This window comes from Herminiimonas glaciei, from assembly GCF_042664955.1.
Classification (GTDB): Bacteria; Pseudomonadota; Gammaproteobacteria; order Burkholderiales; family Burkholderiaceae_D; genus Oxalicibacterium; species Oxalicibacterium glaciei.
The window spans coordinates 733,978-754,909 of sequence record NZ_JBHTBU010000001.1; the positions used below are offsets into that span (position 1 = coordinate 733,978).

Here is a 20,932-nt window from a genome sequence, read left to right on the forward strand (position 1 = left end):
AAGATAAAATGCAATCTTGCGCAAGAACCAGTGCAGATAAGCAACTTGGTCGGCGGTTGCGGTTTTTATCAATGCTATACTGCTGCAAAAACGTGTTGCCAAAACGTGCCACGGAAAAGTGCATTTTATCAAAAAAGAAGCATGACTAAGTGTTTTGGCGGCGTCGCCATAGCTGCGACCCGGAGTTGCTGATGCGTATAAGTGGCGATGCGCAGCCAGTCTTGTGACAAATCTTAGCCGAAACAGACAACCATTCATGAGTGCCCTGAAGATCTACAATACGCTGGCGCGTGAGAAGCAGCCGTTTACTCCTATTGAACCGGGCAAAGTCCGGATGTACGTATGCGGGATGACCGTATACGACTATTGTCATATCGGGCATGCGCGCGTCATGGTGGTCTTCGACCTGGTGCAACGCTGGTTGCGTGCCTCCGGCTACGAAGTCAACTATGTGCGCAATATCACTGATATTGACGACAAGATCATCAAGCGAGCCGCTGAAAACGGCGAGTCCATTTCTGCGCTGACGCAGCGTTTCATCGATGCGATGGATGAAGACGCCGCTGCCCTGGGCGTGCAAAAACCGGATCATGAACCGCGCGCGACCAATTACGTACCGCAAATGCTGGGACTGATTGAAGCGCTGGAGCGTAACGGCCTCGCTTATAAATCTTCCGATGGTGATGTGAATTACTCGGTGCGCGACTTCCCGGGGTACGGCAAGCTGTCCGGCAAATCGCTGGATGATTTGCGTGCCGGCGAACGCGTCGATGTCAACACTGGTAAACGTGATCCGCTGGATTTCGTGTTGTGGAAATCATCGAAGGAAGCCGAACCCGAAGAAGTGAAGTGGGCTTCCAAATGGGGTAGTGGTCGCCCGGGCTGGCATATCGAATGCTCGGCCATGGCCTGCGAACTGCTCGGTGAGCAATTCGACATCCACGGTGGCGGCGCTGATTTGCAATTCCCGCATCACGAAAATGAAATCGCGCAGTCCGAAGGGGCGAGCCAGCATACTTTCGTCAACTACTGGATGCACAATGGTTTCGTGCGTGTCGACAATGAAAAAATGTCGAAGTCGCTGGGTAATTTCTTCACCATCCGTGAAGTACTGGCGAAGTACGATTCCGAAGTCGTGCGCTTCTTTATCCTGCGTGCGCATTACCGCAGCCAGCTGAATTATTCCGACGCGCATCTGGATGATGCCCGCAACGCCTTGACCCGTATGTATACCGCACTCAAGGACGTGACACCGGATGGCGCACCGCTGGACATGACGGAAGCGCATGCCGTGCGCTTTGCCGAGGCGATGAATGACGATTTCAATACGCCGCTGGCGGTCGCCGTGTTGTTTGAGCTGGCAAATGAAATCAATAAAACAAAATCCCCCGCTTTGGCGCGCCAACTGGTCGGACTCGCTGGTATAGTCGGTCTCTTGCAGCGCCCGGCCCAGCAATTCCTGCATGCCGGACTGGCTAATGGGGAAGATGGCGGGATGGAAACATTTGTCGTCGAGCAAATCGAAGCACGTGTCAACGCCAAGAAGGCGAAGAACTTTGCCGAAGCTGACCGTATCCGTGCCGCGCTGCTGGAAAAAGGCATCGTCCTGGAAGATAAACCGGGTGGCCTGACCGAATGGCGAAGGGCCTGATCTGATGGGGAAAACGATCGCCACTGACGAAACCCGTATCCTGCCAGCCTATTGGGAGGAGGCCAAGGCCGAGCTGATGAAGCGCGACCGTATCCTGCGCAAGCTCATCCCGCAGTTTGGCGATTTGCACCTGGTTAGCCGCGGTGAAGCTTTTTCCACATTGGCACGTTCCATCATAGGACAACAAATTTCGACCACGGCGGCAGACTCGGTCTGGCAGCGCTTCCTCGAAGTGTGTCCAAAATGCACGCCGGCGCAGGTAATCAAGGCTGGTGACAAGCTGGCAACTTGTGGCTTATCCAAGCGTAAAGCAGAGTATATTTTCGATCTGGCCGACCATTTCAAGGCAAAACGTGTCAATTGTGACAAGTGGGCGGAGATGGAAGATGAAGAAGTTATCGCTGAGTTAATTCAAATTCGCGGTATTGGACGCTGGACAGCGGAGATGTTTTTGATATTTAATCTGCTCCGACCGAATATTTTGCCGCTGGACGACCTTGGTTTGCTGGCGGGTATTAGCCGTAATTATTTTTCTGGCGAGCCGGTTTCGCGCAGCGATGCGCGGGAAGTAGCCGCCAACTGGGAGCCTTACCGTACCGTTGCGACCTGGTATCTATGGCGCAGCCTGGATCCGGTGACGGCAACAAACTAGGTAGAGATACGAGATCCACCGCGTGTTGAATCAAAAAGGTGCACGATGAGTAAAACGACTTTCCTCGGCTTTGAACAGCCGATTGCAGAACTCGATTCCAAGATCGAAGAGCTGCGCTTTGTACAAGATGACTCTGCAGTTGATATCTCGGAAGAGATCGATCGCCTGTCGAAGAAGAGCCAGCAACTGACCAAGGATATCTACGCCAAGCTCACGCCATGGCAAGTGTCACAGATTGCACGTCATCCGCAACGTCCATACACCATGGATTATGTGAATGAAATCTTTACCGACTTCCACGAATTGCACGGCGACCGCAGCTATGCGGACGACCTGTCCATCGTCGGTGGCCTGGCACGTTTCAATGGCATGCCATGTATGGTCATCGGCCATCAAAAAGGTCGTGATACCAAAGAGCGCAGCATGCGTAACTTTGGTATGCCTAAACCGGAAGGCTATCGCAAGGCGATGCGCCTGATGAAGCTGGCCGAGAAGTTTGGCCTGCCGGTGTTTACATTTGTCGATACCCCGGGTGCATTCCCTGGTATCGATGCCGAAGAGCGCGGACAATCGGAAGCGATTGGTCACAACCTGTACGTCATGGCTGAATTGAAAGTGCCATTGATCGCGACCATCATCGGCGAAGGCGGCTCCGGCGGCGCGCTGGCGATTGCAGTCGGCGATGCAGTCCTGATGTTGCAATATTCGACTTACTCGGTGATCTCGCCGGAAGGTTGCGCATCCATCCTGTGGAAATCCGCAGAGCGCGCATCCGATGCGGCAGAAGCACTCGGCCTGACCGCACATCGCCTGAAAGCCATGGGCCTGATCGACAAGATCATCAATGAACCATTGGGCGGCGCGCATCGCGATCCTAAACAGATGGCAGCATTGGTCAAGCGCGCATTGGCGGATACCGTACGTCAATTCCAGGGCATGAAAACCAAGGATCTGCTGGCGGCACGCCATGAAAAATTGATGAGCTACGGTAAATTCAAAGAGCTCAACACACCGGAATGATGCGTGACGAATAAAGAAACTGCGTCTATGCAAGCTGGATTTGAACGCGCGTTAGGGGAGATCCGGACGCGCGTTTCTCTTTCCGGCTCCACTAAAACGAAAATCGCGCTGGCGTATAGCGGCGGCCTCGATTCGGCTGCCTTGCTGCATTTGCTGCATGCATATGGACAAGCACAGCAGCTGGAAGTCTATGCTTTCCATGTACATCATGGCTTAAGTGCGAATGCCGATGACTGGCTGGCACATTGCCGCGCGCAGTGTGCGGCCCTGGGCGTGACTTTCGATGCGCGCCAGGTACAGATCACCCAGCAGGAAAAAAGCGGCATAGAGGAAGCGGCGCGGCAAAGTCGCTACGCGGCACTCGGTGATATGTGCCGCGCGCACGGCGTACCGCTGCTACTGACTGCGCATCATCTGGATGACCAGGCAGAAACCGTATTGCTGCAACTCTTGCGTGGCTCCGGGGTGGCTGGTCTGTCGGGCATGGATAGCGCGAATCATGCTGCGGACTTGCTAGGTGATGCGAGCTTGCTGATGGGACGTCCCCTGTTGCAGCTAAGGCGTGAAGATTTGCAGGCTTACGTCACAGCGCACGCGATCCAGTTTGTCGAAGATGAATCGAATCTTGATCCACGCTATGCCCGCAACGCTTTGCGTCATCAGGTCATGCCGAAACTGGAAGAACACTTTCCGGGTTTCCAGCAGCGCTTTGCGCGCACCGCACAGCATGCGCAATCAGCGCAACGTTTATTGATAGAACTGGCGGCTGAAGATTTGCAGCAATGCCTGGATGGCGAGTGTGTGGATGTGAGCAAACTGAAGCAGTTCAGCGCTGATCGCATCGACAATATGTTGCGCTACTGGTTTGGTTTGCGCGGTGTGCGTATGCCATCGACTGCCTGGCTCAATGAGATGCGCACGCAATTGCTGGAAGCAAAACACGATGCACAACTATGTGTCACGCATGCAGACTGTCACATCCGGCGGCACCGTGACCGGGTCTACATCACGCCTAAATTCGATCCGGACTTGCTGCTGCAGCCGCCACGCTCCTTCAATTGGCAAGGCGAAGCCAGCCTGTATTTCCCCAGCTTTGGCGGCACCTTATACTTTGACCCGGCGGAGCAGGGCATCGCTGCCGACTGGTTAGGTGCGCAAACACTGTCTATCCAGCTGCGTAGCGGTGGCGAACGTTTGAAACCCGCATGGAATCGTCCGACCAAAAGTTTGAAGTACCAATATCAGGCTTGCGATGTCCCGGCCTGGGAGCGGGAGCGCCTGCCGCTGGTTTTTGCAGGCAAGCAATTATTGTTTGCGGCTGGCATCGGCATGGATTGTCATCCGCTCAACACTGAGGCAGGCAATAATATTCAGCTGCGTTGGCAGTTCGATCAGGGTCAAATGGCATTGCCTTAGAGATTTTTGGTGATTTTGATAAGCCCAAGGGCCGGCAAGGCCTTGTCGGACTTGTCATTCTGCGCTGCAGGCTGTAAAGTCGAGGGTTGATTTTTCACGCTTTTCTCTTTCTTTAAGAGCTCTTTACCGACCCTTATGGCTTTAATCGTTCACAAATACGGCGGCACTTCGATGGGCTCCACCGAGCGCATCAAAAATGTCGCCAGACGCGTCGCCAAATGGCATGACGCTGGTTATCAAATCGTAGTGGTGCCGTCGGCTATGTCCGGCGAAACCAATCGTTTGATCGGATTGGCCAAAGAGTTGATGCCACAACCAAATCCACGCGAACTGGATATGCTGGCTTCAACCGGCGAACAGGTTTCTGTCGCTTTGCTCGCCATGGCTTTGCAATCGATCGGCAAGGAAGCCGTGTCGTATGCCGGCTGGCAAGTCGCGATCAAGACTGATTCGGCTTTCACCAAGGCACGCATCCAGTCGATTGACGATGCGAAAGTGCAGAAGGACCTGGATGCAGGTCGCATCGTTATCATCACCGGTTTCCAGGGTGTGGACGACGACGGCAATATCGCGACCCTTGGTCGCGGCGGTTCGGATACTTCGGCAGTGGCTGTTGCAGTCGCGCTGAAGGCACAGGAATGCCTGATTTACACAGATGTTGACGGTGTTTATACGACTGACCCGCGCGTCGTGTCGGAAGCGCGTCGCCTCAATACCGTGACCTTTGAAGAGATGCTCGAAATGGCATCGCTAGGCTCGAAAGTGCTGCAGATTCGCTCGGTCGAATTCGCCGGCAACTACAAGATGCCGACGCGCGTGCTGTCGTCGCTGACCGATCCTATGATACCGCTGGAAGAAGAAGCAAAATCCGGCACCCTGATTTCGTTTGAGGAAGATACACACATGGAACAAGCCGCCATCACCGGTATAGCATTCAATCGCGACGAAGCGAAAATTACCGTACTGGGCGTACCGGATCGTCCAGGTATCGCTTACCAGATCCTGGGCCCGATTGCCGCTGCCAATGTTGAAGTCGACATGATCATCCAGAACCAGTCAGTCGACGGCAAAACAGATTTCACCTTCACCGTGCCACGCGGTGATTACGCGAAGGCAGTAGATGTCCTGAACGAAAGCGTAAAAGCACATATTGGTGCGGCCAGCATCCAGGGCGACACCAAAGTGTCCAAAGTCTCGGTAGTCGGTGTCGGCATGCGTAGCCATGTCGGTATTGCATCGCAAATGTTCCGTACCTTGTCGGAAGAGGGCATCAACATCCAGATGATCTCGACTTCGGAAATCAAGATTTCGGTTTTGATCGACGAGAAGTATATGGAATTGGCCGTTCGTGCCTTGCACAAGACTTTTGATCTGGAAAAAAGCAATTAAAAAAGCGAATAAGTCATGGCGAAATGCATAGTTTTGGGTTGACCGGGCATGCATGAAAAGTTATGATGCTGGACCTTCTGGTAGCGTGCTGTCGACGTTGCTGAAGTAATGTGGAGACGTGGCCGAGTGGCCGAAGGCACTTCCCTGCTAAGGAAGCATATGGGCTTAAACCTGTATCGTGAGTTCGAATCTCACCGTCTCCGCCAAAGAATTGAAAGCCCTTGATGAAAATCAAGGGCTTTTTTTCTTTCTCGAATTGGATAGAGTCACTTTTACTGGAATACGTATTTTGAACACGAAGAGAAGCAAGCGCTGGGATGGAAAGATAGATACGCTGACCGCGGATTACCTGAAGGATGTTGTAACGCAGATGAAGGCTTACGGCGATCGCGTACAGTTTGCCTTGAACGGTCCGGGGCAGAAGCCGCACTATCAGGTCATCAATAGTTTTGAAAAGAAAATGGCATTCGACAGCAATAATCATTTGCTGCATCCGGGTGAAGATGAATTCGTTGGTGCCAATGCGACTCCTGTGCTGACGCTGGCGCAGATCGAGACTGCGATAGCCAACGTAGGTGTGAAGCGCGTTACCACCACTACGCGTGCAGTACGCAGCGTACGGGGCAGCAGCACACCGGCAGCACGTCCGGGTGACCTGATCGATATCCAGAAGTACGAATACTTCAAGAACAACGTACAGAAGCTGCCGGAAGGCATACGCGCCTATTCGCAGGACATTACCAATCTGATGAAGAAGGGTATGACCGCGGAAGCCGCTTTTGGCGAGATCGTCGAACAATACTTCTGACCGGTCGGCGGGCATGACTCGCCAGGCCTGGATGTAAAAAAGCCCGCATCGTCTGGATGCGGGCTTTTTTATTTGCCGAACCGGTCAGTGTGTGGCCATTCGGCGCTTCGTGTGGTTGAGACTACGTCTGTTCATCAGCGACGTGCTCAGACTCTGTAAATTTTTTCCCCGGTCTGCACAATTTTGAATTTTGCGTCGGATAGCGGGTCGAGTGCGCGGCCATCTGCCAATTGATACGTTTTGGAGCCAGGCAGTTCGTCCGGGTCGGGCGTACTGATAGGCGTTTGATAAACCTCAACGTGGTATGCGGCACCGGTCTTTCCTTTGGCATCGAATTTTTCTACCAAATCCATAAGAGTCTCCTTTGGGTTGAGGGTGAGATAACAATACCAGATTTTGTTTGCCGCGCCAGTGGCATTCTGCCCGCCGTCAAATTGATTGCCTAAAGAATAACAATGCATCGATCAGATCAAGGGAAGGGGCTTAGTTTGAGCAATTGAGATGTCAATCTCACAAGTAAAGTGTAATAAATCGAAAAAAAATCAAAATATTTTCACTTAAACCCTAAAGTTCTGATTTTCGCGGCCGTTATCAAATTCAGACAGCAGGGATTTTTTCTATTTTTGGTTTCTGAAAATATTTTAAAAATATTTTGTTTAAACCCTAAAGTTTCGAAAAAACGTGCCGTTAAAGAGACAAGAGCCTGAAAAGAAGTTCATTTTTTTGTCTCTGGAGTCGGTTTTTTGGAAAATTCTGTATCCCCGGAATCAAGAAAAATTGCCTCAAAACATGCTTTTTTATAAGCAACATCTGAATGCGGAATAAATGCTCAGATGCAATATACAAGCCATTCTCCGCCTCATTTCATATGAGCGCGTATTAGATGCTGGTCGACGTTTGTAAGACAAACGCCTACCGGCATATTGTCGTCTGCTCTGTATAAAAATACAGAAATCTGCCTATTCCTGCCCCAAGTTTCCCCCTGCAGAATGCAATCACTGGCTACACATTACCGCCAGGAAATTCACAGATCAGGGGATAACATGACAACTAACGACATCATTGCTGAAATTCGTGACGCCAACCTGGGTTACTTGATGCTTGCACAACAAATGATTCGTTCCGACAAGGCGACCGCCATTTTCCGCCTCGGAATCAGCAATGAAATCGCCGACCTGATCGAAGGCATGAACAATGCCCAGATCCTCAAGCTCGCTGGTGCCAATATGATGCTCGCCCGTTTCCGTTTTGACGACGGCGCCATTCTCGGCATGCTGACCAATTACAACAAAGATCGCTCGCTTGCGCATTCGCACGCAGCCATCCTGATGGCAGGACAAGCTGTTGAGCAAATCGCTTAATTAAGCAGTTGCTGATCGTATTGTTGTAATTCTTCAGAAACGAGCGAAAAAATGGCCAAGAAAAGTGTAGTGACAGAAGCACAAGAAATTCAGCTTGCAATCGAGCTTATCAATCTGGGCGCAAGGTTGCAGTTGCTGGAATCTGAAACTTCGCTATCGCGCGAACGCTTATTGAAGCTGTACAAAGAATTACGCGGTGTGTCGCCACCAAAGGGCATGTTGCCGTTTTCGACCGACTGGTTCATTACCTGGCAGCCGAATATCCATTCGTCATTGTTTATGGGCATCCATAAATACCTGATCGAACATGCGCAAATCTCCGGTATCCAGGCTGTGATGAAAGCATATAAGCTTTATCTGGAGCAGGTTGAATTGGGCACTGACGGCGAACCGGTTTTGTCATTGACGCGCGCCTGGACTCTGGTACGATTCTTCGACAGCAAAATGCTGGCAACCGCATGTTGCAGCGAATGCGGCGGCAATTTTGTCGTGCATCGCCTCGATTTGAATGCAAATTACACCTGTGGCTTGTGCCACATGCCATCCCGGGCAGGTAAAACCAAACGTGCCAAAGCAGACAGTTTGCTGGCAGCCTGAGCGGGTAGCCTTATTATTGAAAGAGTGTCTGTGTGAAGAAAGTGGGGCGCTCCGGCGCAAAGTCGGCGCCTCCAAGGACGGTATTCCAGATACCGGCAGTGCAAGCCCTCCTGTTTCAAATTTCCTCCCTTTTTATCGTATTACTGCTGGCATATAGCCTGGCGGCAGTGACCGACTGGTCGATGAATGTACTCGTCGCGGCCAGCCTGCAGGGCGTGATTGCGGCCGGACTGTCCTGGTGGCGCGGTTTGGCACCGTGGTGGCTGCTGATACAACTGCTGTTTTTGCCGGTGCTCCTGCTGACGCTGACTTTGCAATGGTCGCCCTTTATTTTTCTGGCGGCATTCCTGGTCCTGCTATTCCTGTACTGGAGCACTTTCCGCACACAGGTTCCGTATTACCCGTCGCGCTTGTCCACATGGCAGGCGGTCGCCGGTTTGCTGCCGTCTGAACAAAAAATCAGCTTCATAGATATAGGTAGCGGTCTGGGCGGACTGGTGTTGAGCCTGGCGCGGCAAAGACCGGACAGTCGTTTCATCGGGATCGAAATTGCTCCGTTGCCGTGGCTGGTAAGTAGTGTGCGCGCTCGTTTGTATGGCAGTACAGCGCGTTTTGAGCGCGGCGATTATGGTCGGCTGGATTTTGCCGACTATGATGTTGTGTTTGCTTATTTGTCACCGGCGGCAATGCCGGCTTTGTGGCGCAAGGCGAAAGCGGAAATGCGCAGCGGTAGTTTGCTGCTCAGTTATGAGTTCATCATCCCGGAAGCCGCACCAGATATAGTGCTGTCGCCCGACAGCAGTGGCGTCCAGCTTTACGGCTGGCGTATCTGAGCAAATCTAAGCTCATCTCCCGGGTTTATTTCGGCGATTCCTCCCTCTTAATTGCTCAAGTTCCGATAATTCAGGCCGTTGAATGCATATGAGCGCTTGAGCGATCAATACCACCCTTATATACAACAGGTGGGCTGTCATCTTGGTTGCGCGTATGCAACTGTTAAGGCAATAATGGCAGCCTAAACCTAAGAAAAACGGAGCGAGCGCACTTGTTAGTCATCATTGGATATCTAGTAGTCGTCCTATCGGTCTTTGGCGGCTTCGCTCTGGCCGGCGGTCATTTGGCCGCCTTGTTCCAACCCCTTGAGTTGCTCATGATCGGCGGCGCTGCGGTTGGTGCCTTCTTCGTTGGTAACAACGGCAAGGCGATCAAGGCGACCCTGAAGGCTTTGCCCAGCGTTTTCAAAGGTTCCAAATATACAAAGAGTTTGTATATGGAACTGATGACGCTTTTGTTTGAAATCCTGACCAAGGTCCGCAAAGAAGGCTTGATGTCGATCGAAGGTGATATCGAATCGCCGGAAGAAAGTGCGATCTTCGCCAAGTATCCGACGGTACTGGCGGATCACCACACTATCGAATTCATGACCGATTACCTGCGCCTGATGGTGTCCGGGAATATGGATGCATTCCAGATCGAAAACCTGATGGATAACGAAATCGAAACCCATCATGCCGAAGGTGAAGTACCGGTGCATTGCGTGGCTAAAGTCGGTGACGGCTTGCCGGCGTTCGGTATCGTGGCAGCGGTGATGGGCGTGGTACATACGATGGAATCGGTGGGTTTGCCACCGGCTGAACTGGGTATGCTGATTGCGCATGCGCTGGTCGGTACCTTCCTCGGTATTTTGCTTTCCTATGGTTTCGTCACTCCTTTGTCGAGTTTGCTGGAACAAAAACTGCATGAGTCTTCGAAAATTTTCCAATGCGTGAAAGTGACCTTGCTGGCCAGCCTGAATGGTTATGCCCCGGCTTTGGCAGTGGAATTCGGCCGTAAAGTGCTGTTCTCGACCGAGCGTCCTTCCTTCAGTGAGATGGAAGAACATATCAGGCAGTCGAAAACAAAATAAACCCATTTATTAATTTTGCATCGCAAGTAACAAAGCAATTTAACGGAGACTGGCATGGCTGACGAAGGACTCCGTCCCATCATCATCAAACGTATCAAAAAATCCGGGGGCGGCCATCATGGCGGCGCCTGGAAAATCGCCTACGCTGACTTCGTCACGGCGATGATGGCTTTCTTCCTGCTGATGTGGTTGCTGGGTTCGACCACCAAAGGTGATCTGCAAGGGATTGCCGATTTCTTTAGTACCCCTTTGAAAGTAGCGATGGCGGGCGGCTCCGGTAGCGGCGACAGCTCGAGCGTGATCAAGGGTGGTGGCAAGGATATGACGCGTATCGACGGTCAGCAGAAGAAGGGCGAAGACCTGACACCGGCCAAGAACTTCAACCTGAAGGCGGCCGAGGCCGAGCTGGAGCGGCAGGAAGTCAATCGCCTGAAAGCGCTGAAAGAACGTATCGAAAAAGCCATCGATACGATTCCCGGTTTGCAGCAATTCAAGAATCAATTACTGATAGACATTACGACTGAAGGTTTGCGCATCCAGATCGTCGATGAAAAGAATCGTCCGATGTTCGCATTGGCACGTGCTGAATTGCAGTCTTATACCAAAGTCATCCTGCATGAGATCGCCAAGATCCTGAACGATATTCCGAACCGTATCAGCCTGTCCGGCCATACCGATGCGACGCCTTATTCCAGTGGTGAAAAAAGTTATAGCAACTGGGAGTTGTCGTCCGATCGCGCGAATGCATCGCGCCGCGAATTGATCGCCGGCGGCATGGCAGAAAACAAGGTGTTGCGTGTGGTCGGCCTGTCTTCCGCAGTGCTGTTTGACAGCTCTGATCCGCTGAATCCTATCAATCGTCGCATCAGCATTATTGTGCTGAACAAGAAAGCCGAAGACTCCATCACGCAAGAAAACAAGAAAGTGGATGTAAGCGACAAAGAGAGTGCGCAGGAAGCCGTTGAGACGGCGGTAAATGCGCAGCAAGTGAAGCCAGCCCCAGTTGCACCAGCAGCTCCGGTAGCCCCAGTTGCAAGATAGCCAAAGTGCTGTAAGTAAACGAAATGAGCGGGTGCTCCCCATGACAATAAAAAATTCGTTGGCGCTGGAAATAAAGGAACTGTTATCTGGCTTGTCCGAACACGGGAGTCAGCACCTGACAGAAATCGAAACGGATCTGGTGCAAACCAATGTCCTGTTGAGCGAAGCGATAGAAAAGCTTGGTGCCAGTTTCATGGCGATCCATGAAGCGGTGAGCGCGCAACAGCAATTGGTTGACACCTTGCTGGCGCAGGCGCCGGCCGCTGCGGTTGGCGAGCTGCGGACGAAAGCAGCGCAGATCGATCAGCATGTGAATGCGGCGGTGACGGGTTTGCAGTTCCAGGATATGACGAACCAATTGATAGGTCGTGCGATGCGACGCCTGGTCGGTGTACGTGATGTACTGGAAGTTTTGGGTACGCATAGCGCCGGCATTCCGGCTGACGCGGACCCGGCGCAGTTACAGGCTTTGCTGGCTAAAACGAATGAAAGCATCAAAACGCAAAACAGCAACCTGGAAAATGAATTGTGGAAGGCAGTACGACAAACGCATATGGAAAGCGGCGACGTCGAATTGTTTTAAACGCGGATTTAAATTTAGATAACCGGGCGTACAGGCCTGAAACGAGAATGGGCAGGGGTAAAGATGGCAAAGACAATATTGGCAGTCGATGATTCGGGTTCACTGCGACAAATGGTGGTCTTCAGTTTGAGGGCGGCCGGCTATCAGGTGACGGAAGCAGTTGATGGACAAGATGGTCTGGACAAGGCGAAGGCACAGGTTTTTGATCTGGTATTAACCGATCAAAACATGCCGCGCATGGATGGCTTTTCGCTGATACGTGCATTGCGTGCCTTATCCACTTATCAAAAAACCCCGATCCTGGTCCTGACTACCGAATCCAGCGATGAAATGAAAGCCAAGGGGCGTGCCGCCGGTGCCAACGGCTGGCTGGTCAAACCTTTTGATCCGCAACGACTGACTGAAGTCGTGAAAAAAGTGATTGGTTAATACATATCATGAGTTGCAACATCATCATGCGCACAGATAACGGAGCAGAACGATGACCATCGATATGAGTCAGTTCTTCCAGGTATTCTTCGACGAGACGGAAGAGCTCCTGGCCGAGATGGAAAAGCTGCTGCTGGCGGTGGACGTATCGGCTCCTGATGAAGAAGACTTGAATGCGATTTTCCGTGCGGCTCATTCTATCAAGGGTGGTGCCGCGACTTTCGGCATCACCGATCTGACCGAAGTCACGCATGTGCTGGAAACCTTGCTGGACCGCATCCGCAAAGGTGAGATGGCGCTGATGGCTGAACACGTCGATGCCTTCCTGTCAGCTAAAGACGTACTCAAGATGCAACTGGACGGCCATCGCCTGCATACGCCGGTGGATCTGGACGCGGTTGCTGATGTACGTATCTTGCTCGAATCCTTGTCGCAGGACGATGCATCGCCACCACAAGCAGCGGCAGTCGCGGCTGCAGTGCCGGGCAGTGTCGCAGGCGATCGTCGCTTCCGTATCGAGCTGCCGCAAACTTCGGCACGCGACGTGGATGCACTGGCGGCCGAGCTGGGCTTGCTGGGTGAAATCCAGCGCGACGTGCTGCCGGATCAGCGCGCAGTGTTTACGCTGAGTACACAGGAAGGCGTGGACGACATCATCGCGATTTGTTCCTTCATCCTCGATCCGCAAGATTTAAAAATTACCGAAGAAGCCGTCATCAAAGGCGTGCATCAATCGATAGATGATCGTAGCCGCAATGAAGAAGAGCAGGGTTACGGTTTCTTCGAACCACTGCATTCAACGATTGCGGAAAATGCACAGGGCTATGGTTTCTTTGCACCGTTTGTTCCCTTGCCTTTGCCTGATGCCGGTAGTAAGGATGCAGCCGAGCACGATGAAGAGAAAAGCAACGCGCTGGCTGTGGAAGAAGTACAAAGCGCTGCTGCGGCGACGGACAAGAAACCTGCAGCGAAGCGTGATGTCGACAAAACGAATGTCAGCGCAGAATCGTCATCGATACGCGTCGGCATAGAAAAAGTGGATCAACTGATCAACCTGGTCGGCGAACTTGTTATCACGCAGGCGATGATAGAGCAACGCACCGGCACGCTCGATCCGATGCAACATGAGCGCCTCTTGAATAGCGTATCGCAACTGACGCGCAATACACGTGACTTGCAGGAAGCTGTCATGTCCATACGCATGATGCCTATGGATTATGTGTTCTCGCGCTTCCCGCGCATGGTGCGCGACCTTGCCTCCAAATTGGGCAAGAAAGTCGAGTTCGTGACGCACGGTGCCGCTACCGAACTGGATAAGGGTTTGATCGAACGCATCGTTGATCCTTTGACACACCTGGTGCGCAACAGCATAGACCACGGCATTGAAATGCCGGAAACGCGGGTGGCGGCAGGCAAGTCGGCATCAGGCCAGCTGTCCCTGTCGGCAGGGCACCAGGGCGGCAATATCATTATTGAAGTCAGCGATGATGGCGGTGGCCTCAATCGTGAGCGCATCCTGGCCAAGGCCAAACAGCAGGGCTTGCCGGTATCCGACGATTTGCCGGATGAAGAAGTCTGGCAATTGATTTTTGCACCGGGTTTTTCGACGGCCGAAGCGGTGACCGATGTATCCGGACGTGGTGTCGGCATGGATGTGGTCAAGCGGAATATTACCGCGATGGGCGGTTCGGTCGATATCCGTTCCAGCAAAGGTTATGGCACGACGATTTTGATTTCACTGCCATTGACACTGGCCATCCTGGACGGCATGTCGATCAAGGTTGGAGATGAAATCTATATCCTGCCGCTGGGTTATGTAGTGGAGTCGCTGCAGCCGGAGTTGGCAGATATTAAAGACATCAGCGGGCAGGGCCAGGTGATCAAGGTCCGTGGTGATTATTTGCCATTGATCCCGCTGTACAAGATTTTCAGCATAGAGCCACGCTTTACCGATCCATCGGAAGGCATCGTTGTTATCCTGGAATCCGAAGGCAAAAAAGCAGCACTGTTTGTCGATGACCTGGTTGGTCAGCAACAAGTGGTAGTCAAAAATCTTGAATCGAATTATCGTAAGGTGGCAGGAATATCGGGAGCCACAATTCTCGGTGACGGCGGAGTTGCGCTGATTATCGATGTTGCAGCGTTACTGCGTTCGAGCCGTCAGTTAAACGACGAATCCATTTATTCCTGAAGAGGAGAATTAACATGATTCACAATATACAAAACAATACGACCGGCGCTGAAAACGGCAATGAATTCCTGGCGTTCACCCTGGGCAAGGAAGAGTACGGCATCGATATCCTGAAAGTACAGGAAATCCGTGGTTACGAAGCCGTCACGCGCATCGCCAACGCACCTGAATTTGTCAAAGGTGTGGTCAACCTGCGCGGCATCATCGTGCCTATCGTTGACATGCGTATCAAATTCAATCTGGGTGAGCCAACCTACGATCAATTCACGGTCGTCATCATCCTGAACATTGGCGGTCGTGTGGTCGGCATGGTGGTCGACAGCGTGTCTGACGTGATCACTTTGTCACCTGAACAAATCAAACCGGCACCTGAAATGGGTACGGCTTTCAATACCGATTACCTGATCGGCCTTGGCACCCTGGACGAGCGTATGCTGATCCTGGTGGATATCGATAAATTGATGTCCAGCAGCGAAATGGGTTTGATAGAAAAGATCGCAGCTTAAGGCTTGCGTAGTAAAGGATTGCCGAGTGGGCGAGCAGAACCAGGCTACGCAAACAGTCGCGTGTAAGTTTTTGGCAATACGCATATTGAAAAATATGCAGCAGGCGAAAGGGGAATCTGCAGTATGAAAACCACTACTCAAGGTAGGGCAGAAGGCTCTAAAGAGTTCGAATTCACCGCGCGTGATTTCGAACGCGTCCGTGCCTTGATACACAAGAAGGCCGGCATCGCACTGGCCGAGAGTAAGCAGGAGATGGTTTACAGCCGACTCGCGCGCCGTTTGCGTGCGACCGGCATAGGGTCTTTCGTCAGCTACCTCGACCAGCTGGAGCAGGGTGGCAGTGATGAAGAGTGGGAAGCGTTCACGAATGCGCTGACCACCAACCTGACTTCCTTCTTCCGCGAAGCGCATCACTTCCCGATCCTGGCTGATCACATCAAGAAAATCAAAGAACCGATCGAGATCTGGTGCTCCGCCGCTTCGACCGGCGAAGAGCCATATTCGATTGCGATGACTGCCTGCGAAGCCTTTAATACGCTGACGCCGCCGGTACGCATCATCGCCACCGATATCGATACCAATGTGCTCAATACCGGCGCCAATGGCGTGTATTCAATAGACCGGCTGGACAAGATGTCGCCGGAACGCGCCAAGCGTTTTTTCCTGCGCGGCAAGGGTGCACGCGAAGGCATGGTGCGGGTACGCCCTGAACTGCGTCAAATGATTACCTTCAAGCAGGTCAACCTGCTGGAGAGCAACTGGGGTATTTCCGGCCAGTTCGATGCCATTTTTTGTCGCAATGTGATGATCTATTTCGACAAGCCGACGCAGGGCAAGATACTGGATCGTTTTGCACCGCTGATGAAGCCGGATGGCTTGCTGTTTGCAGGTCATTCAGAAAACTTCCTGTACGTCACCGATGCATTTAAATTGCGCGGAAAAACGGTATACGAGTTGGACCCCAATAAAAAGGCGGGCTTGTCGCAATCACGTCGGGCATAAGAATCTATGAATGAGCTGACCAAAGAGCATTTCGCCACGAACGTCTATTACGACCGGACCTTCGACCGCGACGCAGCCAAAATCCTGCCGGGTGAGTATTACTACACCGGCAAGGATATGTTGATCGTGACGGTACTCGGGTCTTGTGTGTCGGCTTGCATACGTGATCGCGTAACCGGTGTTGGTGGCATGAATCACTTCATGTTGCCGGATGGCGGTGGCGATGCGGATAGTCCGATTTCCGCGTCGGCACGCTATGGCACGTATGCGATGGAAATCCTGATCAATGATTTGTTGAAGGCAGGGGCGCGTCGCGAAAACCTGGAAGCCAAAGTCTTTGGTGGCGGGAATGTCCTCAGTGGCTTCAGCTCGATTAATGTCGGTGAGCGCAATGCGCAATTCGTGCGCAATTTCCTCAAGGTGGAAAACATACGCATCGTGGCGGAAGACCTGAATGACATCCATCCGCGCAAGGTGTATTACTTCCCGCGCAACGGCAAGGTGCTGGTCAAGAAGCTCCGGCAACTGAACAACAACACATTGGCCAATCGCGAACAGGATTATGCAAACCGCTTGCAGTCAGGCAGTGTCAGCGGAGACGTGGAACTCTTTTCCTGATTCAGCTCATCTATCTATAAAAAATTATAAGAAACGTTACACCAGGGTAGCCTCATGAAAATTAAAGTATTGATCGTGGATGATTCAGCGCTGATACGCAGCGTAATGAAGGAGATCATCAATAGCCAGCCGGATATGGAAGTCGTCGGCGTTGCACCTGACCCGATCGTGGCACGTGATCTGATCAAGCAGACCAATCCGGATGTATTGACGCTGGACGTCGAGATGCCACGCATGGATGGTCTCGATTTCCTCGAAAAACTGATGCGCCTGCGTCCGATGCCGGTCGTGATGGTGTCATCGCTGACTGAACGTGGTTCGGACATTACTTTGCGTGCATTGGAGCTGGGTGCGGTTGATTTTGTCACCAAGCCGAAGATGTCTATCCAGAGCGGCATGCTGGAATATACCGAATTGATAGCAGACAAAATCCGTACTGCTTCGAAGGCGCGCATTAAGTCCCGCCAGATCACACCGCACGATCCGAACAAGGTGGCCGGCGATGGCGTGTTGCCGCTGATACGCAATCCGCTCACCAGTAGTGAGAAGCTGATCATCATCGGCGCATCGACCGGCGGTACCGAAGCGATCAAAGATTTCCTGATGCAAATGCCATCCGATTGCCCCGGCATTTTGATCACGCAACATATGCCGCCGGGCTTCACCAAATCGTTCGCACAGCGGCTCGACAGCTTGTGCAAGATCAGCGTGAAGGAATCCGAAGGTGGTGAACGTGTACTGCCGGGCCATGCTTACCTGGCGCCCGGCCACTCACATTTACAACTGGTGCGTAGCGGTGCCAACTACATGACGCAACTGGACCAGGGGCCGCCGGTAAATCGTCATCGTCCCTCCGTCGATGTACTCTTCCATTCGGCAGCGGTACATGCAGGCAAGAATGCTGTCGGTGTAATTCTTACAGGCATGGGTAAGGATGGCGCACAGGGTATGCTGGAGATGAAAAACGTTGGTGCATATAACTTTGCGCAAGACGAGGCTTCTTGCGTAGTATTCGGTATGCCGCGCGAAGCAATTGCGGTAGGTGCAACACATGAAGTCGGACCGTTGAATGCCTTACCCGGTATGGTTCTGGGTTATCTGGCTGCGCACAGCAGCCGGGCGTTGCGCGTCTAAGTGTTTATTTGCGACAAGTGTCGACGGATTTCTGCCGAAATGCGGGCATCCTCGGTGCATAATAGCAAGGCATAAAAAAATGATGATGTTGTAGACCATGTTCGATTCTTTGCAGGATCGATAACGATTTAGAGATTTAATGGAGTAATTCATGGCAGGCCCAAACACCAAATTTTTAGTTGTTGATGATTTTTCAACGATGCGTCGCATTGTTCGCAATCTCTTGAAGGAACTGGGCTATACCAATGTCGACGAAGCGGAAGACGGCGCAATGGCGCTGGCCAAGCTGCGTAGCGAACAATTTGATTTCGTCGTGTCGGACTGGAACATGCCTAATATGGATGGCCTGACAATGTTGCAGCACATCCGTGCTGATCCTGCCTTGTCGAAGTTGCCGGTATTGATGGTGACCGCCGAAGCGAAAAAAGAAAACATCATCGCGGCAGCGCAAGCAGGTGCAAACGGTTATGTAGTCAAACCGTTTACCGCCGCGACGCTGGATGAAAAGCTGGCGAAGATTTTCGAAAAACTGGCTGCTGCAGGAGCCTGAGTTGACTGGCAACCCGGCTGCACAAATGGTGGACGTGAGCGACGCAGCGGGTATCCCGCAGGATGAAATGTTGTCGCGTGTCGGTCATATGACGCGCGCCTTGCACGAAAGCCTGCGCGGCCTGGGTTTCGACCAGTTGATAGAACGTGCCTCGCACGATATCCCCGATGCCCGTGATCGCCTCGATTACGTGGCACGCATGACAGAACAAGCGGCGCAACGCGTATTGAACGCGACCGAAGCGGCCGGCCCTTTGCAGGAGCAGGTGCAGTCCGGTGCGGCGGCAATGGCTACGCAATGGCAGCAAGCCTTGCAAGGCGGCTTTTCCGAAGAAAAATACAAGGCACTGGCTGAGCAAACGATCGCACACCTGAATGCGACCCAGGCGGCTACGACTGAAACGCGTCAACATCTGATGAATATCATGATGGCGCAGGACTTCCAGGACTTGACCGGCCAGGTCATCAAAAAAGTCACTGAACTGGCGCACGGCCTGGAGCAGCAATTACTGCAATTGCTGGTCGATTACGCGCCGGCCGAGAAGAAGAAAGAAGTCGAGACCGGATTGCTGAACGGTCCGCAAATCAACCCGACCGGTAACGATGTCGTAGCAGGGCAGGCACAGGTCGATGATTTGCTTGAGAGCCTCGGTTTCTGATTCGTTCAGCTCCAATCGCGTCGCGCTTCACTCACACTGACTTGTGCAGTACTTTTCCTTGACTCCCCATGTCTGAAACAAAATTCCTTGTGCGTGAGCCTTTGCTTAACGCCGCGCAACAGATTCTTGGCTACGAGCTCTCCTGGTATAGCGGCGAGCAGGGTGAGGGCATGGCCAGTGATGCGGATTTGCTGGAGCTGTTAAGCCTGGCGGCCGCGCAATTGCAAGGCGCAGAAGCGATGAGCCAATTGAATGGCAGCTTGCTGTTTTTTGAAGCCACGCCGGCTTTGTTGGCGGCAGATGTGGTGCGGCAGTTGCCTGCCAAAAATACGGTATTGCGCCTGACCGTTACCGATCTGTCTGATCCGGAAACACTGAAGGCAGCCGCCGCATTGCGGCAGCAGGGCTACGGCATTTCCTTGCGTGGCGCAGATGCACTCAAGACAGGTAATCCCTTGCTGCAAGTCGTCAGTCATGTCGAGGGCCGGCTCAGTCATGAACAAGGCGCGGCGATACCCATAGCTGCCTTGCAGTCAGCGACCGCCAAGGCAGTCGTGCGCAAGCTGGCATCGTGGCAGGAGTACGATGTTTGCGCCTTGCAGGGTCTGCATGCATTTATCGGTAATTTGTACCTGATACCGCGTGCCAATGCAGAGAAAAAAGGCTTGAACTCGGCGCAAATCATCATCGTCCAGTTGATGGAAATGTTGCGCCAAAACGCTGACATCCGTGAACTGGAAGAAGTCCTGAAGCGCGATGCCGCACTATCCTACAAGCTGTTCCGTTACATCAATAGCGTGGGCTTTGGCCTTGGAGCAGAAATCCAGTCTTTGCGCCATGCTGTGACCATGCTAGGTTATTCGCCACTGTATCGTTGGTTGTCGCTTTTGCTGGCGACTGCGAGTACTGATAGCCACGCGGCGGTATTGATGCAAACCGCGATTGTGCGCGGACGCTTTGCCGAATTGGCCGGACATGGTATTTTGCCGAAAAATGAAGCGGAAAACCTGTTCGTCGTGGGCATGTTTTCCTTGCTGGATCGTTTGCTGGGCATACCGATGGAAGAAGTCCTGGCAAAAATCCAGCTGGCCGAGCCGATGGCGCAAGCCTTGTTGACGCGTGATGGCATGTACGGTCCGTTCCTGGCGCTGGCAGAGGCTTGTGAACTCAATAATGGCAATATTGCAGCATTGGCTGATTCCTTGTTCATCAGCGCGCGTCAGGTCAATGATGCACATTTGGCGGCCTTATTGTGGGCGCAAGCCATCAAAATTTAGTTTTCCCCTGCAGTTTCCCGCTTTGCATGACTGAAAAGCGGCACCTTTCCCACCCTATTCCCCCGATTAGTCCGGGGCGTTCTGGCCAATAATCTACTCATAGGTCCGTATAGCGTCATGTTGATGCTGACGGAAGTACCCCA

General features: G+C 52.5%; 22 protein-coding genes and 1 tRNA gene. 22 read left to right on the forward strand and 1 reads right to left on the reverse strand.

The genetic code is table 11. From position 1 onward, the window contains the following. The first annotated feature begins 256 nt into the window (after nt 1-256). From cysS to ACFQPC_RS03255, 7 genes are all read left to right on the forward strand, one after another. Nucleotides 257-1,651 carry a cysteine--tRNA ligase gene (gene cysS / locus ACFQPC_RS03225; protein WP_382270179.1) on the forward strand — a complete coding sequence of 465 codons (1,395 nt, stop codon included), beginning with the start codon at nt 257-259 and terminating at the stop codon, nt 1,649-1,651. Between the two features lie 4 nt (nt 1,652-1,655). Next, the gene (locus ACFQPC_RS03230) at nt 1,656-2,303 is read left to right on the forward strand and encodes a DNA-3-methyladenine glycosylase family protein (protein ID WP_382270180.1); all 648 of its coding nucleotides are present in this window, start codon (nt 1,656-1,658) and stop codon (nt 2,301-2,303) included. Between the two features lie 45 nt (nt 2,304-2,348). Beyond that, complete coding sequence (locus tag ACFQPC_RS03235; RefSeq protein ID WP_012079959.1) at nt 2,349-3,323, forward strand: acetyl-CoA carboxylase carboxyltransferase subunit alpha; 975 nt, start codon at nt 2,349-2,351, stop codon at nt 3,321-3,323. A 27-nt stretch (nt 3,324-3,350) separates the two neighbouring features. Continuing rightward, nucleotides 3,351-4,739, forward strand: coding sequence for a tRNA lysidine(34) synthetase TilS (tilS, locus tag ACFQPC_RS03240; protein ID WP_382271861.1), 1,389 nt, complete (start codon nt 3,351-3,353; stop codon nt 4,737-4,739). Between the two features lie 135 nt (nt 4,740-4,874). Next, nucleotides 4,875-6,128, forward strand: a complete 1,254-nt coding sequence (locus ACFQPC_RS03245; protein WP_012079957.1) for an aspartate kinase — start codon at nt 4,875-4,877, stop codon at nt 6,126-6,128. 112 nt (nt 6,129-6,240) lie between these two features. Beyond that, a tRNA-Ser gene (locus ACFQPC_RS03250) sits at nt 6,241-6,334 on the forward strand. An 83-nt stretch (nt 6,335-6,417) separates the two neighbouring features. Continuing rightward, nucleotides 6,418-6,936 carry a hypothetical protein gene (locus tag ACFQPC_RS03255; protein WP_041296532.1) on the forward strand — a complete coding sequence of 173 codons (519 nt, stop codon included), beginning with the start codon at nt 6,418-6,420 and terminating at the stop codon, nt 6,934-6,936. A 146-nt stretch (nt 6,937-7,082) separates the two neighbouring features. On the opposite strand, the gene ACFQPC_RS03260 is transcribed toward ACFQPC_RS03255, so the two are convergent. Further along, nucleotides 7,083-7,289, reverse strand: coding sequence for a hypothetical protein (locus tag ACFQPC_RS03260; RefSeq protein WP_124573863.1), 207 nt, complete (start codon nt 7,287-7,289; stop codon nt 7,083-7,085). Between the two features lie 690 nt (nt 7,290-7,979). Between ACFQPC_RS03260 and flhD the strand changes: the two genes are divergently transcribed. The 15 genes from flhD (at nt 7,980) to ACFQPC_RS03335 (ending at nt 20,789) form a co-directional block, all read left to right on the forward strand. Continuing rightward, entirely contained in the window at nt 7,980-8,297 is a 318-nt protein-coding gene (gene flhD / locus ACFQPC_RS03265) for a flagellar transcriptional regulator FlhD (protein ID WP_012079955.1), read from the forward strand. Between the two features lie 51 nt (nt 8,298-8,348). Beyond that, nucleotides 8,349-8,894, forward strand: coding sequence for a flagellar transcriptional regulator FlhC (flhC, locus tag ACFQPC_RS03270; protein WP_382270181.1), 546 nt, complete (start codon nt 8,349-8,351; stop codon nt 8,892-8,894). Between the two features lie 32 nt (nt 8,895-8,926). Beyond that, nucleotides 8,927-9,727 (forward strand): class I SAM-dependent methyltransferase, encoded by an 801-nt coding sequence (locus tag ACFQPC_RS03275; RefSeq protein ID WP_382270182.1) that lies wholly within the window; start codon nt 8,927-8,929, stop codon nt 9,725-9,727. A gap of 212 nt (nt 9,728-9,939) precedes the next feature. Then, nucleotides 9,940-10,800, forward strand: a complete 861-nt coding sequence (gene motA / locus ACFQPC_RS03280) for a flagellar motor stator protein MotA (RefSeq protein ID WP_175625671.1) — start codon at nt 9,940-9,942, stop codon at nt 10,798-10,800. A gap of 54 nt (nt 10,801-10,854) precedes the next feature. Beyond that, nucleotides 10,855-11,841 carry a flagellar motor protein MotB gene (motB, locus tag ACFQPC_RS03285; protein WP_382270183.1) on the forward strand — a complete coding sequence of 329 codons (987 nt, stop codon included), beginning with the start codon at nt 10,855-10,857 and terminating at the stop codon, nt 11,839-11,841. A 40-nt stretch (nt 11,842-11,881) separates the two neighbouring features. After that, nucleotides 11,882-12,424 (forward strand): chemotaxis protein, encoded by a 543-nt coding sequence (locus tag ACFQPC_RS03290; protein ID WP_382270184.1) that lies wholly within the window; start codon nt 11,882-11,884, stop codon nt 12,422-12,424. A 63-nt stretch (nt 12,425-12,487) separates the two neighbouring features. After that, nucleotides 12,488-12,853 carry a response regulator gene (locus ACFQPC_RS03295; RefSeq protein WP_382270185.1) on the forward strand — a complete coding sequence of 122 codons (366 nt, stop codon included), beginning with the start codon at nt 12,488-12,490 and terminating at the stop codon, nt 12,851-12,853. Nucleotides 12,854-12,905: 52 nt separating this feature from the next. Further along, nucleotides 12,906-15,044: a chemotaxis protein CheA gene (cheA, locus tag ACFQPC_RS03300; RefSeq protein WP_382270186.1), complete on the forward strand. Its 2,139-nt coding sequence runs from the start codon at nt 12,906-12,908 to the stop codon at nt 15,042-15,044. A gap of 14 nt (nt 15,045-15,058) precedes the next feature. Next, the gene (locus ACFQPC_RS03305) at nt 15,059-15,550 is read left to right on the forward strand and encodes a chemotaxis protein CheW (protein WP_012079947.1); all 492 of its coding nucleotides are present in this window, start codon (nt 15,059-15,061) and stop codon (nt 15,548-15,550) included. A 123-nt stretch (nt 15,551-15,673) separates the two neighbouring features. Further along, on the forward strand, nt 15,674-16,552 hold the full coding sequence (locus ACFQPC_RS03310; RefSeq protein WP_012079946.1) for a CheR family methyltransferase: 879 nt from the start codon (nt 15,674-15,676) through the stop codon (nt 16,550-16,552). A 6-nt stretch (nt 16,553-16,558) separates the two neighbouring features. Next, nucleotides 16,559-17,170: a chemoreceptor glutamine deamidase CheD gene (cheD, locus tag ACFQPC_RS03315; protein WP_382270187.1), complete on the forward strand. Its 612-nt coding sequence runs from the start codon at nt 16,559-16,561 to the stop codon at nt 17,168-17,170. Nucleotides 17,171-17,224: 54 nt separating this feature from the next. Then, the gene (locus ACFQPC_RS03320) at nt 17,225-18,304 is read left to right on the forward strand and encodes a protein-glutamate methylesterase/protein-glutamine glutaminase (protein ID WP_382270188.1); all 1,080 of its coding nucleotides are present in this window, start codon (nt 17,225-17,227) and stop codon (nt 18,302-18,304) included. A gap of 151 nt (nt 18,305-18,455) precedes the next feature. Beyond that, nucleotides 18,456-18,854 (forward strand): chemotaxis response regulator CheY, encoded by a 399-nt coding sequence (gene cheY / locus ACFQPC_RS03325; protein ID WP_012079943.1) that lies wholly within the window; start codon nt 18,456-18,458, stop codon nt 18,852-18,854. A 25-nt stretch (nt 18,855-18,879) separates the two neighbouring features. Further along, complete coding sequence (gene cheZ, locus ACFQPC_RS03330) at nt 18,880-19,512, forward strand: protein phosphatase CheZ (RefSeq protein ID WP_382271862.1); 633 nt, start codon at nt 18,880-18,882, stop codon at nt 19,510-19,512. Nucleotides 19,513-19,580: 68 nt separating this feature from the next. Beyond that, entirely contained in the window at nt 19,581-20,789 is a 1,209-nt protein-coding gene (locus tag ACFQPC_RS03335) for an EAL and HDOD domain-containing protein (protein WP_382270189.1), read from the forward strand. The last annotated feature ends 143 nt before the right edge of the window (nt 20,790-20,932 follow it).

What these genes read in the sequence shown, in the direction of transcription:
- cysS (WP_382270179.1), top strand. Translation starts at nt 257, where the DNA reads ATGAGTGCCCTGAAGATCTACAATACGCTGGCGCGTGAGAAGCAGCCG.
- ACFQPC_RS03230 (WP_382270180.1), top strand. Translation starts at nt 1,656, where the DNA reads ATGGGGAAAACGATCGCCACTGACGAAACCCGTATCCTGCCAGCCTAT.
- ACFQPC_RS03235 (WP_012079959.1), top strand. Translation starts at nt 2,349, where the DNA reads ATGAGTAAAACGACTTTCCTCGGCTTTGAACAGCCGATTGCAGAACTC.
- tilS (WP_382271861.1), top strand. Translation starts at nt 3,351, where the DNA reads ATGCAAGCTGGATTTGAACGCGCGTTAGGGGAGATCCGGACGCGCGTT.
- ACFQPC_RS03245 (WP_012079957.1), top strand. Translation starts at nt 4,875, where the DNA reads ATGGCTTTAATCGTTCACAAATACGGCGGCACTTCGATGGGCTCCACC.
- ACFQPC_RS03260 (WP_124573863.1), bottom strand. Translation starts at nt 7,289, where the DNA reads ATGGATTTGGTAGAAAAATTCGATGCCAAAGGAAAGACCGGTGCCGCA.
- flhD (WP_012079955.1), top strand. Translation starts at nt 7,980, where the DNA reads ATGACAACTAACGACATCATTGCTGAAATTCGTGACGCCAACCTGGGT.
- flhC (WP_382270181.1), top strand. Translation starts at nt 8,349, where the DNA reads ATGGCCAAGAAAAGTGTAGTGACAGAAGCACAAGAAATTCAGCTTGCA.
- motB (WP_382270183.1), top strand. Translation starts at nt 10,855, where the DNA reads ATGGCTGACGAAGGACTCCGTCCCATCATCATCAAACGTATCAAAAAA.
- ACFQPC_RS03290 (WP_382270184.1), top strand. Translation starts at nt 11,882, where the DNA reads ATGACAATAAAAAATTCGTTGGCGCTGGAAATAAAGGAACTGTTATCT.
- ACFQPC_RS03295 (WP_382270185.1), top strand. Translation starts at nt 12,488, where the DNA reads ATGGCAAAGACAATATTGGCAGTCGATGATTCGGGTTCACTGCGACAA.
- cheA (WP_382270186.1), top strand. Translation starts at nt 12,906, where the DNA reads ATGACCATCGATATGAGTCAGTTCTTCCAGGTATTCTTCGACGAGACG.
- ACFQPC_RS03305 (WP_012079947.1), top strand. Translation starts at nt 15,059, where the DNA reads ATGATTCACAATATACAAAACAATACGACCGGCGCTGAAAACGGCAAT.
- ACFQPC_RS03310 (WP_012079946.1), top strand. Translation starts at nt 15,674, where the DNA reads ATGAAAACCACTACTCAAGGTAGGGCAGAAGGCTCTAAAGAGTTCGAA.
- cheD (WP_382270187.1), top strand. Translation starts at nt 16,559, where the DNA reads ATGAATGAGCTGACCAAAGAGCATTTCGCCACGAACGTCTATTACGAC.
- ACFQPC_RS03320 (WP_382270188.1), top strand. Translation starts at nt 17,225, where the DNA reads ATGAAAATTAAAGTATTGATCGTGGATGATTCAGCGCTGATACGCAGC.
- cheY (WP_012079943.1), top strand. Translation starts at nt 18,456, where the DNA reads ATGGCAGGCCCAAACACCAAATTTTTAGTTGTTGATGATTTTTCAACG.
- cheZ (WP_382271862.1), top strand. Translation starts at nt 18,880, where the DNA reads ATGGTGGACGTGAGCGACGCAGCGGGTATCCCGCAGGATGAAATGTTG.
- ACFQPC_RS03335 (WP_382270189.1), top strand. Translation starts at nt 19,581, where the DNA reads ATGTCTGAAACAAAATTCCTTGTGCGTGAGCCTTTGCTTAACGCCGCG.